The organism is Actinomycetota bacterium, from assembly GCA_030017835.1.
In the GTDB taxonomy this organism is placed as follows: Bacteria; Actinomycetota; Aquicultoria; order UBA3085; family Oleimmundimicrobiaceae; genus Yes70-04.
On sequence record JASEGU010000026.1, the window covers coordinates 1 to 12,739 of the forward strand.

A 12,739-nucleotide genomic window follows, 5' to 3' on the forward strand; every position below is an offset into this window, starting at 1 on the left:
TCTTGACGTAGTCGGCGTGGCCCGGGCAATCGACGTGAGCGTAGTGACGGTCTTTGGTTTCGTACTCGACGTGGGCGATGGCGATGGTGATGCCCCTCTCCCTCTCCTCGGGAGCGTTGTCGATGGAGTCGAAGGATCTCTCCTCGACGTTCATGCCGGCGCCATGAAGACACTTGGTGATGGCGGCGGTCAGGGTCGTCTTGCCGTGATCGACGTGACCGATGGTTCCGATATTCATGTGCGGCTTTGTTCTTTCAAATTTACCTTTAGCCATTATTCCTCCTTAAAAGGTCTTTGCGCATTAGGGCGCGGTCTAGTCGGGAGACCTATTCTCCCTTTATTTTGCTTATTATCTCTTTTGCAATATTGCCCGGGACCTCTTCGTAGCGCTCAAATTGCATGGTGTAGGTGGCCCGGCCTTGCGTCTTTGATCTCAAATCGGTGGCATAGCCAAACATCTCGCTGAGCGGAACGAACGCCCTTATCACCTGGGAGTTACCTCTGGGTTCAAGCCCCTCTATCCGGCCCCGGCGGCTGTTCAAATCGCCGATGACATCGCCCATATACTCTTCGGGCACAATTACCTCAACCGACATGAGCGGCTCCAGTATTACCGCCGCCGCCTTGGCGTAAGCATTCTTAAAAGCCATCGAGCCGGCTATTTTGAAGGCGATCTCCGAGGAATCGACCGGGTGGAACGAGCCGTCGTGCAAGGTGACCTTGACATCGACAACCGGGTAACCGGCTAGCCCGCCCGTCTCTAGGGCCTCCATTATGCCCTTCTCAACGGCGGGGATATATTCTCTGGGCACAACACCGCCAGTAACCTTATCTATAAATTCAGATCCGGCCCCGGCCTCGTTGGGTTCGATGTCGATCACCACGTGACCAAACTGACCGCGACCTCCCGTCTGACGGATATACTTTCCTTCGATCTCTTTGACCGGTCTTCTTATGGTTTCACGGTAAGCTACCTGTGGTTTGCCGACATTGGCCCCGACCTTGAACTCGCGAAGTAGGCGATCGACGATGACCTCAAGATGCAATTCTCCCATGCCCTCGATGATGGTCTGCCCGGTCTCGGGGTTGCTGCTGACCCGAAAAGTCGGGTCCTCTTTGGCCAACTTCTCCAAGGAAAGACCGAGTTTCTCCTGATCGGCCTTGGTTTTGGGCTCGATGGCGACCGAGATGACCGGTTCAGGAAAGACCATCGACTCCAGGATGATCGGCTTATCTGCAGAGCAGAGGGTATCTCCGGTGGTGGCCGATTTTAAGCCCACGGCGGCCGCTATATCTCCGGCTCCGACTTCAACCAGGTCCTCTCTGTGATTGGCGTGCATTAGAAGGATGCGGCCTATCCGCTCCTTCTTGTCCTTGGTAGAATTTAGAATGTATGAGCCGGCTTCCAACTTTCCGGAGTAGACTCTAAAGAAGGTTAGATTTCCAACGTAGGGATCGTTCATGATCTTGAAGGCCAGGGCCGCAAAGGGCTCGGACTCCTCGGGTCTCCTAACTTCAGCCTGTTCGGTTTCGGGATTTATGCCCTCCACCGGCGGCAGATCCAGAGGTGAAGGCAGGTAATCGACCACCGCGTTCAAGAGCTTCTGAACTCCCTTATTCTTAAAGGATGACCCGCAGATTACCGGGATGACGCTTGCGCTGATGGTGGCCTTCCTTAAGACCCTCTTTGTCTCCTTGGGAGTCACTTGAACCCCTTCGAGATATTTGTTCATGAATTCATCATCTTGATCGGCGATGGCCTCGAGGAGTTTGCCGTGATACTCTTCGGCTTCGGCCATCAACTCGGCCGGTATCTCCCTCTCCTCCATCTTGTTGCCCAGATCGTCCAGATAGAAGGTGGCCTTCATCTCGACCAGATCGATAATACCCTGAAAGTCGGCCTCTTTGCCGATGGGAAGCTGGATGGGAACCGCGTTGGCCCCAAACCTCGTCTTGATGTTGTCGATGACGATGAAGAAGTCGGCCCCGGTCCTATCCATCTTATTAATATAGGCGATGCGGGGAACGCGGTACTTGTCGGCTTGGCGCCATACCGTCTCCGATTGAGGCTCAACGCCTCCGACCGCACAAAAGGTTGCGATCGCTCCATCCAAGACGCGAAGGGAACGTTCGACCTCTACGGTGAAGTCCACGTGTCCGGGAGTGTCTATAATATTAATTCTATGATCGTTCCAGAAAGATGTTGTAGCTGCGGAGGTGATGGTGATCCCCCGCTCCTGCTCTTGGACCATCCAATCCATGACGGCCGAGCCCTCGTGGACTTCGCCCATGCGGTGGACCTTGCCGGTGTAATAGAGAATACGCTCGGTGGTGGTCGTCTTGCCGGCGTCTATGTGGGCCATGATCCCTATGTTCCTAACTCTCTCTAATGGTATCTTCTTCATATCTTAATTATTATCCCCAAAATATTGACTATTTTACCAGCGATAATGGGCGAAGGCGCGGTTTGCCTCGGCCATCTTGCGCAAGTCTTCCTTCTTCTTGATCGATGAGCCGACCCCATTTGCGGCATCCATCAGTTCCCCTGCTAAGCGCTCGCACATCCTCTTTTCGGAGCGGGCTTTGGAAAAACCGGTCAGCCAGCGCAGGGCCAGGGTAATCGATCTTCTCTGAGGAACCTCTACTGGAACCTGGTAATTGGCTCCACCGACTCTTCTAGAGCGAACCTCTAAAACCGGCTTCACATTGTCTACGGCCTTCCTTAAGACATCGGCCGGGTAACTTCCCGTCTTCTTTTGGATGATATCGAAAGCCTCATATACCAGGCTTTCGGCCAGTCCCTTTTTGCCGTCTTGAAGGATGTTGTTGATGAGTTGGGCCACCAATGCATCATTGTATATCGGATCCTTGGTCAATATTCTCTTTTGAACTGGGCCCTTTCTTGGCATTTCTCTCCTTCGTCTGCTTAACTAAACGGCTATATTACTTGGGGGTTTTGGCCCCGTACTTGGAACGAGCTTGCTTACGATTAGCCACCCCGGTCGTATCGAGGGCGGCCCTGATTATCTTATAGCGCACGCCCGGAAGATCCTTGACGCGGCCCCCCCTGATCAGGACGACCGAGTGTTCTTGCAGGTTGTGTCCAATGCCCGGTATGTAGGCGGTTACCTCCATGCCGTGGGTCAGTCTTACTCTGGCCACCTTGCGCAAGGCCGAGTTCGGCTTCTTGGGAGTGGTGGTATAGACGCGGGTGCAGACCCCCCTCTTCTGCGGACACCCATTCAAAGCTGGGGTGCTCTTCTTCTTCTCTATGCTCTTTCTGCTCTTTCTAACCAACTGATTAACTGTGGGCATTATTCTCCTTCAAAGCCTTTACATGCTCATTTTATCTCTTGGGCACAGCGATAAAAGATAACACTGTTAAGCCTCGATGTCAACTTCTTGATCCTTATTTTCTAAAGAAATTTCACTCTCTCCGGGACGTTCGGTCACCAAGGGATCGACGAGTTCGATATCGATATTCCTATAGCGATTCATGCCGGTAGCAGCCGGGATGAGCTTGCCGATTACCACGTTCTCTTTGAGACCGAGGAGCGGGTCGACCTTGCCGGCTATGGCGGCTTCCGTTAAGACCCTCGTCGTCTCCTGGAAAGAGGCGGCGGACAAGAAACTATCTGTGGCGAGTGATGCCTTGGTTATGCCGAGCAGGACCTGTTTGGCCGTGGCCCCCTTGCCGCCCGCCTCCTCGACGCGCGCGTTCTCCTCATCGAACTTGGTTTGATCGACCAATTGGCTGGTCAGAAAATCGGTATCGTTGGGCCTGACTATCTGGAGTTTGCGAAGCATCTGTCTTGCAATGACTTCGATGTGCTTGTCGTGAATATCGACACCCTGGGAGCGGTAGACCTCTTGGACCTGCTCGACCAGAAAGAGTTGGACCGCCTGCTTACCCTTAATGCTCAAGATATCGTGAGGATTCAAGGATCCTTCAGTGAGCTGATCCCCGGCTTTGACCTGGTCGCCGTCTGATACCTTAAGACGCGACCTTCTGGAGACCTGATAGGCCTTCTCTTTACCGTCGCTTGCCGTTATGGTGATCTTCCTGTGCTTGTCGGTCTCCTTGACGCTGACTGCTCCGTCTATCTCGGCGATTTGTGATTGACCCTTGGGTTTTCTCGCCTCGAAGAGCTCGACCACGCGGGGAAGACCGTGAGTGATGTCTTCACCGGCCACGCCTCCGGTATGGAAGGTTCTCATGGTGAGCTGGGTACCGGGCTCACCGATCGATTGAGCGGCGATGATACCGACTGCTGTTCCGAAATCGACCATATCCCTCTGGGCAAGATCCCAGCCGTAGCAAGTCTTGCATATGCCAAACTTTGCCTTACATCCCATGACCGTCCTGACCATAACCTCACCAAGATCAGCCTTCTTTATCTTTTCGGCCTCTTTGGGACCGATGGCGCCGGCGGTGGCGACTATCACTTTGCCGGTTTTGGGATTATTGATATCATTTAGCGCGGCCCGGCCGATGAGACCGGAATAGATGTTGCCATCATCATCCAAGACGCGGGTTGGGATACCTTCGGTCGCCCCGCAATCGTCCTCGCGCACTATGACCTCTTGAGCCACGTCGACCAGACGGCGAGTGAGATAACCCGAATCGGCCGTCCTAAGAGCGGTATCGGCCAGACCCTTCCTGGCCCCGTGGGTCGAGATAAAGTATTCCAGAACCGTCAAACCTTCCCGGAAGTTGGCCTTGATCGGCCTATCTATGATGTCACCCTTGGGGTTAGCAACCAGACCCCTCATACCGGCCAGCTGCCTGATCTGCTTGAGGTTTCCACGCGCGCCCGATTGAGCCATCATATATATGGGGTTGAACTTATCGAAATTCTCCTCCATGGCCTGGCTGACGTCCTCGGTCGCCTTAGTCCAGATGTCGACCACCTTCTGATGACGCTCTTCGTTGGTGATAAGACCCCTTCTATACTGCCGCTCGACCTTCTCGACCGCCTCTTCTGGGATGTCCAAAAGATCCTGTTTATTTGGCGGCACTTCGATATCATCGACGCTTATGGTCAGCCCCGCCTTGGTCGAGTAATCAAAGCCGAGCCTCTTTAAGGAATCGAGTATCTCGGCCACTTTGGCCCTGTCATACTTATCAACGCAATCAGCGACAATATCTGTGAGCTGCTTCTTATTCACCTCATAATTTATGTAGGGATAATCTATCGGCAAGACCTCGTTGAAGATTATGCGCCCCGTCGTGGTCTCCTTGATCTCACCATCCATGCGGACCTTTATCTTGGCCTGAAGATCTGCGTCACCGCTATGATAAGCCAAAACGGCCTCTTCGGGTGAGCTGAAGACCATACCTTCTCCAGGGCAGCCGTCGCGGCTGGCGGTCAGATAGAAGCAGCCAAGGACCATATCCTGGGTCGGTGTAACCAGCGGCCGGCCGTGAGCCGGCGAAAGGACGTTGTGGGCCGAGAGCATGAGTATCCTCGATTCAGCCTGAGCCTCCAAAGATAACGGCAAGTGAACGGCCATCTGATCTCCATCGAAGTCGGCGTTGAAGGCGGTACAGACCAGGGGATGAATCTGGATCGCTTTGCCCTCGATCAGTATCGGCTCAAAGGCCTGAATGCCGCGTTGATGAAGGGTGGGCGCCCTGTTCAGAAGGACGGGATGAGCCGTGATCGTCTCCTCCAGGATATCCCAGACTATCGGCTTGGCCTTCTCGACCATCCTCTTTGCACTCTTGATATTCTGGGCGTGACCCCTCTCGACTAAGCGCCTCATAACAAAGGGCTTAAATAGCTCCAAGGCCATGACCTTTGGCAGGCCGCACTGATGCAGCTTCAAATCCGGACCGATGACGATGACCGAGCGGCCCGAATAGTCGACGCGTTTGCCGAGCAGGTTCTGCCTAAAACGTCCCTGCTTACCTTTGAGCATATCGCTCAAGGATTTTAAGGGGCGGTTTCCGGGGCCGGTTACCGGCCTTGCCCGTCTGCCATTATCAAAGAGGGCATCAACTGCCTCTTGGAGCATCCTCTTCTCGTTGTTGACGATTATCTCGGGAGCCCCCAGATCTAGCAGCCTCTTTAGACGGTTATTGCGATTTATTACCCTGCGGTAGAGGTCATTCAGATCGGAGGTGGCAAAACGGCCGCCGTCGAGCTGGACCATCGGGCGCAGGTCGGGCGGGATTATGGGAACGGTGAAAAGAATCATCCATTCCGGCTTATTGCCCGATTTTAAAAAGGCGTTCATAACCTTGAGTCTTTTCACGGCCCGGTCATGCTTCTGACCCTTAGAGTTTCTGACTATCTCCCTTAGCTCGGTGACTTCCGATTCCAGATCCATCTTGCCAAGAAGGCTGAATATCGTCTCGGCCCCCATGCCGCCTTCGATGTAATCACCATATTTCATCCTAAGATCCCTAAAGAGACGATCGTCGGCGATGAGCTGCTTGGCCTTGACTTCCTGGAGACTCTCTAAGACGTAGCGAGCCCAATCGATCCGCTTGGCCGCCTCGGATTCGGCGCCCCTAATAGCGTCGCGGTGCCTGGTCTCAATCTGTTTGATCTCGGTCTTGGTCAGAGGCTTGGCTTCGCCTTCATCCTCGCCTTCGGATGAGCTTGCCGAGAGCGTCTCTTCCTTCTCATCCTCGAGCTCCTTTATCGTAGTTTGAAGGCCCGCCTCTATCTCGCTTATCTCCTGCTCCAACTCGTCTTTGAGCATGGAGTAATCCTCTTTTATCTGATCGCTCTTGACTTCGGTCACCATATAGGAGGAGAAGTAGAGAACCCTCTCCAAATCCTTGGGTGAGATGTCTAAGAGATATCCCATGCGGGAGGGAACGCCCTTGAAATACCAGATGTGGGCGACGGGAGCAGCGAGCTCAATGTGGCCCATCCTCTCCCTTCTTACCTTGGCACGGGTGACTTCGACGCCGCACCTCTCGCAGATTATGCCCTTGAAACGAATCTTCTTATATTTGCCGCAGTAGCACTCCCAATCCTTGGTCGGACCGAAAATCTTCTCACAGAAGAGTCCGTCCTTCTCCGGCTTGAGGGTGCGGTAGTTTATGGTCTCTGGCTTCTTAACCTCGCCGCTTGACCAGCTTCTTATCTGTTCGGGAGAGCATATGCTTATCTTTAAAGCATCGAAGTTGCTCAGATCGTGCAAGTTCTTTCCCCTTTCGGTGAAGACCTTATCTTCTCTATTCATCCTCCGATCCCCCCTCTAAAGATTCGAGGTCATCGGCCATCTCAAATCCTTCCATCACTTCGCTCTCGTCGCCCGTCCCTTCGGTCCCGCCCTCTTTTAACTCATCTTCCTCGCCGATACCGGAGTCTATCAGAAGCTCTTCGTGAACCTTGGCGCTGATGAGATCGAGGCCGCTATCCTCTTCGTTTCTCTTGTCGATATCCTCTTCTATCGCCTTGAACTCCACCTTATCCCCCTCTTCGTAGAGGGCTTGGACGTTCAAGCAGAGGCTCTGCATCTCTTTGACTAAAACCCTAAATGATTCGGGCAGGCCCGATTCTGGGATATTCTCGCCCTTGACGATGGCCTCGTAGGTCTTAACGCGGCCCGAGACGTCGTCCGATTTGACGGTCAAAATCTCCTGCAGGGTGCAGGCCGCCCCGTAAGCTTCCAAGGCCCAGACCTCCATCTCACCGAAGCGCTGCCCCCCGAACTGAGCTTTACCGCCCAGGGGCTGCTGGGTGATGAGTGAATAGGGACCGGTCGAGCGGGCATGGATCTTATCGTCGACCAAGTGAAGCAGTTTTAATATGTATATATATCCGATGGTGATGTCCTCGGTGAAGGGCTCACCATTCCTGCCGTCATACAATTTGGCCTTACCGGTTTCGGGCAGGCCCGCCTTGATTAGAGCCTCTTTGATTTCGGACTCGTTCGCTCCGTCGAAGACTGGAGTGGCCACAAAGACCGGGTCTCCGGTTGGCTGTCCATCATCGTTCCAGCCGACCTTGGCCGCCCAGCCGAGATGGGTCTCGAGTATCTGGCCCAAGTTCATTCGGGACGGTACACCGAGCGGATTTAGGATTATATCAACCGGGGTGCCATCCTCCAAAAAGGGCATATCCTCTTCGGGAAGGATCTTGGAGATGACGCCCTTGTTGCCGTGGCGACCGGCGAGCTTATCCCCCTCTGAAATCTTTCTCTTCTGGGCCACGTAGGCCCTGACCAGTTTATTAACACCTGGGGAGAGTTCATCCCCGTTCTCTCTCGAAAATATCTTGACATCTATGACGATGCCGCCTTCGCCGTGCGGAATCTTGAGCGAGGTATCCCTGACCTCTCTGGTCTTCTCTCCGAAGATGGCCCGAAGCAGTTTCTCCTCGGCGGTCAGCTCGGTCTCGCCCTTGGGCGTGATTTTGCCGACCAGGACGTCGCCTGGGGTGACTTCGGCTCCGATCCTAATGATGCCGTCCTCGTCAATATCCTTTAGGGCCTCTTCGCCGACGTTGGGAACTTCGCGGGTTATCTCTTCTGGGCCGAGTTTGGTATCGCGCGCCTCAACCTCAAACTCCTCTATATGAATCGAGGTTAGGATGTCCTCTTTGACCAATCTTTCGCTAAGGACGATGGCGTCCTCGTAGTTATAACCTTCCCAGGGCATGAAGGCGACGAGCAGGTTCTGACCCAAGGCCAGCTCGCCCATGTCGGTCGCCGAGCCGTCGGCTATTACCCAGCCGGCCTTGACCTTTTCGCCCTCTTCTACGATGGGTTTCTGATTTATGCAGGTTCCCTGGTTGGAGCGACGGAATTTATCGAGTTCGTATACTTCGGTCCCGCCCTTGAACTCTACCTCGATGTGGCTCGCATCGACCTTCTTGATGACGCCGTCCTCCTTGGCCACCAGAACCTCTCCGGCATCCTTGGCCGCCCGATACTCGACGCCGGTGCCGACCAAGGGGGCCTCGGCCCTGACTAATGGAACCGCTTGACGCTGCATATTGGAGCCCATGAGAGCCCGGTTGGCATCGTCATGCTCCAAGAAGGGGATGAGCGAAGTCGAGACGCTGACTATTTGAGAGGGCGAGATATCCATGTAGTCGACCTCGCTGGGATCGACCATGCGGACCTCGTCCACCTTCTTTAAGGGGTTGTGAACCCTAACCAGCACCTTATCCTCGACAAACTCGCCATCCTCTTTAAAGACGGCGTTGGCTTGGGCGATGATATATTTGTCCTCTTCATCTGCGGTCAGGTAATTGATATCACCCGTCACCTTGCCATCCACAACTCTGCGATAGGGCGTCTCGATGAAACCAAGATCGTTGATGCGAGCATAGGTTGAGAGCGATCCGATCAGACCAATGTTGGGACCTTCCGGCGTCTCGATCGGACACATCCGGCCGTAGTGAGAGGGATGAACGTCGCGCACCTCAAAGCCGGCTCGCTCGCGGGAGAGACCGCCCGGCCCCAGAGCCGAAAGGCGCCTCTTGTGGGTGAGGCCTGAAAGGGAGTTTGTCTGATCCATAAATTGCGAGAGCTGGCTGCTTCCGAAGAACTCTTTAAGTGAGGCCACTATGGGGCGGATATTTATGAGCGATTGAGGAGTGATCGACTCCAAATCCAAGGTGGTCATCCGCTCGCGGACGACCCGCTCCATACGGGAGAGACCGATCTTGAATTGATTCTGGATGAGCTCACCGACCGTGCGCACGCGGCGGTTTCCGAGGTGGTCGATGTCATCGACCTCGCCGATGCCCTGATGCAGCCGGACCAAATATCTGACTATCTCTAAAAGGTCATCCTTGGTCAGGACGGTCACGTCATCGCCGATGGCAATCTCAAGCTTCTTGTTTATCTTATAGCGGCCGACTTTAGCCAGGTTATAGCGCTGAGGATTGAAGAAGAGTGATTCCAGGAGGCTCCTTGCCCCATCGACGGTTGGGGGCTCGCCCGGGCGGAGCTTCTTATATATCTCTATGAGAGCCTCTTGTTGACTCTCGGTATTATCCTTCTCTAAGGTGTTCCTCACGCACTGGGCGCCGTCTAGAAGATTCAATATCTCCTCATCGCCGCCGAAGCCTAAGGCCTTGAGGAGCAAGGTGACCGACTGCTTCCTTTTGCGGTCGATGCGGACAAAGACCATATCCCGCTTGTCTATCTCAAACTCGAGCCAGGCCCCGCGATTGGGGATGACCTTGGCCGAGGTGATTATCTTGTCCGATAGTTTGTCCACTTCTTGATCGAAGTAGACGCCCGGCGAGCGTACGAACTGATTTACAACGACCCGCTCGGTGCCGTTGATGATGAAGGTGCCGTTCTCCGTCATGACGGGGAACTCTCCCATGTAGACGTCCTGCTCCCTGATCTCACCCGTCTCTTTGTTGATGAATCTGGCTTGAGCAAAGAGGGGGGCTCCGTAGGTCATATCCTTCTCCCTACACTCGCCCTTAGTCGTCTTTATATCCCCAAAGTAATGTCCGCCAAATTCTAGTGCGCGGTTTCCCGTAAAATCCTCAACCGGTGAGACCTCTCTTAGGGCCTCGCTCAAGCCATCTGCAATTAACCAATCAAAAGAATCCTTCTGAACTGCTATTAAATTTGGTAGTTCCAAGATTTCGGGAATTTTGCCAAAACTTCTGCGCTCTCTCACACGAGAATTTGGTCTTTGCACCTAGTTATCACTCCTTAAGCGGGGGGAATAGTTAAAAATGCAAAAGTGGAGTTTACCATTTAAATAAAGCCAAGTCAAGAAAAATCGGCCAGCCCCATCAATCTTTTTCAAGATTTTTAGTGTTGACCGATTTATTCACTTAACTATTTAATCTCAACGGTAGCGCCCGCTCCTTCGAGTTGAGCCTTGAGCTTTTCGGCTTCCTCTTTGTTAACGCCCTCTTTGACGGGTTTGGGAGCACCATCTACCAAATCTTTGGCCTCTTTCAGACCCAGGCTGGTTATGGCCCTGACTTCCTTGATGACCTGGATCTTCTGAGCGCCTGCGCTTGCCAGAATGACGTCAAAGGAGGACTTCTCCTCAGCCTCGGCGGCCTCTCCGCCGGCCGGCGCTACCGCGGCAATAGCCGCCATCGGAGCTGCGGCGCTGACTCCAAAGACCTCTTCCATCTCCTTTACCAATTCGGAGAGCTCAAGTACGCTCATCTCCTTGATGGCTTCTAAGATATCCTCTTTTGATAGTTTCTTTGCTGTTGCCAAGATTTTCACCTCCTTAAATCAAGAAAAAACTTTAAGATTTATATTTAAGCTTTCTGCTTGGCCACTTGATCGAGCGCGGTTATGAAGCCGCGGATGGGGCCGCTTGCCACGTTTACGAATCCGGATATGGGCGACTTCATGCTGCCCATGAGTTTGGCCAAAAGCTCCTCAAAGGAGGGTAGAGTGGCGATCTCTTTGACGCCCTCTGGCCCGACCACCTTGCCGGCTATTATGCCTCCCTTGATCTTAAGCTCCTTGATATCTTTGGCGAGCTTGGCCAAAAGTTTTGGAGCCGCGATCTCATCCTCATATCCGAATATGAGTGCGGTGGAGCCGGAGAGGAGATCGGCCAATCCCTCCAGTTTCTCTTCTTTGGTGGCGATGGCGATGAGCTTGTTCTTGAAGACCTTGCACTCGCTCCCCTCTTTGGAGAGAGCCCTTCTCAAATTGGCAAATTTTAGGACGCTGATTCCGCTAAAGTCGGCCAGAACCACTACCTTGGCCCTTCCCATCTTATCTTTGATCTCTTCAACGGCTGCAACTTTTTCAGGTCTAGCCATATCTACTCCTTTCCCGCCTTAAGGCGGACTAAAAAAATAACCCTTTGAGCAGCAGTCCAAAGGGTTAAGTGATCTAACTTCTTTAACCTCGGCGGGCGAATATTAAGCCATTGGCACCTGCTGTCTTCAGTTTCGATATTCGTTTTTAGAACTTGCAAAGAGTAGCAGAAGATTGAGGAGGTGTCAACGATTGGTTGCCACCTTATTTAGCTGCCAGCCCCCCAGTCAGCTTTCAGCCTCCAGGGGTCAGCTACCAGTCAGCTTTCAGCCCCTAGGGTCAGACTCCAGCCTTAAAGCAACAGACATTTTAAGACTCTGCCAGGGTTAAAGACATTTTCCCTGTCTACTTTTCTTAGCAAGCCCCAAGAAAAGCAGCAAAAGCTAGAAAGTCAGCCTATATGGCCGGCAGATCCGCCTCTGGCGGAAAGGACGGCCGATCATTAAAATAGCCTCCAGCTACCAGCCTTCAGCTTTCAGAATGGAAGTTTATGTGGGGGCTGCCTGTCCGCTTCTGGCGGAGCGGCTGAAGGCTGTTCTTTCGCCTAAAAATGATATGGCGAAAGGATGCCTGCAACATATAATTAAGGTGGGGAAACCTTCGAATCTAAGCAAGCAATAAAGATAACTGCTTTGCGAACTTGTCCCCCGTAAGCTGTATTTAATCTCTCGACCTTTTTGCCCTTTATATTACCTGTTGGACAGAATCATAGAGGTGGGGCCAATGTCCTTGACGCAAGCGAAACTTCGTGCCGTGATTGTGACCCGTCCTTGCATCAAAATCCATTAAGATATGACCTTCTTCAATACATTTAAGCAAATTTTTGAATGAGAATCCTGACAAAATATAAAGACTCTCGTATTTGAAATATTCATGGCCTTGTTCAGTTTTTGTGTCTGCAACAACATAAAAACAATTTTTAATTTTGCCTCCAACAGCATACTTAAGATCGTCAAAGGATATGAGCCCACCAGCTTGAACTAGTAGCTAAGAGTGAATGGCAACCTGTAAA

The 12,739-nt window shown here is 52.9% G+C and carries 8 protein-coding genes and 1 other annotated feature; all 8 genes read right to left on the bottom strand.

Translation table 11 applies throughout. The features are described 5' to 3' along the window. On the bottom strand, nt 1–274 hold a 274-nt coding region (locus tag QMD53_06035; protein MDI6800204.1), incomplete at its 3' end, for a GTP-binding protein. Nucleotides 275–326: 52 nt separating this feature from the next. Beyond that, nucleotides 327–2,405, bottom strand: coding sequence for an elongation factor G (gene fusA, locus QMD53_06040; GenBank protein MDI6800205.1), 2,079 nt, complete (start codon nt 2,403–2,405; stop codon nt 327–329). A 33-nt stretch (nt 2,406–2,438) separates the two neighbouring features. Continuing rightward, nucleotides 2,439–2,909: a 30S ribosomal protein S7 gene (gene rpsG / locus QMD53_06045; protein ID MDI6800206.1), complete on the bottom strand. Its 471-nt coding sequence runs from the start codon at nt 2,907–2,909 to the stop codon at nt 2,439–2,441. 34 nt (nt 2,910–2,943) lie between these two features. Further along, entirely contained in the window at nt 2,944–3,315 is a 372-nt protein-coding gene (gene rpsL, locus QMD53_06050; protein ID MDI6800207.1) for a 30S ribosomal protein S12, read from the bottom strand. A gap of 66 nt (nt 3,316–3,381) precedes the next feature. After that, nucleotides 3,382–7,200, bottom strand: a complete 3,819-nt coding sequence (locus QMD53_06055; GenBank protein ID MDI6800208.1) for a DNA-directed RNA polymerase subunit beta' — start codon at nt 7,198–7,200, stop codon at nt 3,382–3,384. Beyond that, nucleotides 7,193–10,630 carry a DNA-directed RNA polymerase subunit beta gene (gene rpoB / locus QMD53_06060; GenBank protein ID MDI6800209.1) on the bottom strand — a complete coding sequence of 1,146 codons (3,438 nt, stop codon included), beginning with the start codon at nt 10,628–10,630 and terminating at the stop codon, nt 7,193–7,195. The genes QMD53_06055 and rpoB overlap by 8 nt, the downstream gene beginning before the upstream one ends. 143 nt (nt 10,631–10,773) lie before the next feature. Beyond that, nucleotides 10,774–11,169 carry a 50S ribosomal protein L7/L12 gene (gene rplL, locus QMD53_06065; GenBank protein ID MDI6800210.1) on the bottom strand — a complete coding sequence of 132 codons (396 nt, stop codon included), beginning with the start codon at nt 11,167–11,169 and terminating at the stop codon, nt 10,774–10,776. 44 nt (nt 11,170–11,213) lie between these two features. After that, a complete protein-coding gene (gene rplJ, locus QMD53_06070; GenBank protein MDI6800211.1) occupies nt 11,214–11,729 on the bottom strand; it encodes a 50S ribosomal protein L10 in 516 nt (171 codons plus the stop codon). A gap of 25 nt (nt 11,730–11,754) precedes the next feature. After that, nucleotides 11,755–11,877 (bottom strand) — a sequence feature (ribosomal protein L10 leader region). Nucleotides 11,878–12,739 lie beyond the last annotated feature (862 nt).

What these genes read in the sequence shown, in the direction of transcription:
- fusA (MDI6800205.1), bottom strand. Translation starts at nt 2,405, where the DNA reads ATGAAGAAGATACCATTAGAGAGAGTTAGGAACATAGGGATCATGGCC.
- rpsG (MDI6800206.1), bottom strand. Translation starts at nt 2,909, where the DNA reads ATGCCAAGAAAGGGCCCAGTTCAAAAGAGAATATTGACCAAGGATCCG.
- rpsL (MDI6800207.1), bottom strand. Translation starts at nt 3,315, where the DNA reads ATGCCCACAGTTAATCAGTTGGTTAGAAAGAGCAGAAAGAGCATAGAG.
- QMD53_06055 (MDI6800208.1), bottom strand. Translation starts at nt 7,200, where the DNA reads ATGAATAGAGAAGATAAGGTCTTCACCGAAAGGGGAAAGAACTTGCAC.
- rplJ (MDI6800211.1), bottom strand. Translation starts at nt 11,729, where the DNA reads ATGGCTAGACCTGAAAAAGTTGCAGCCGTTGAAGAGATCAAAGATAAG.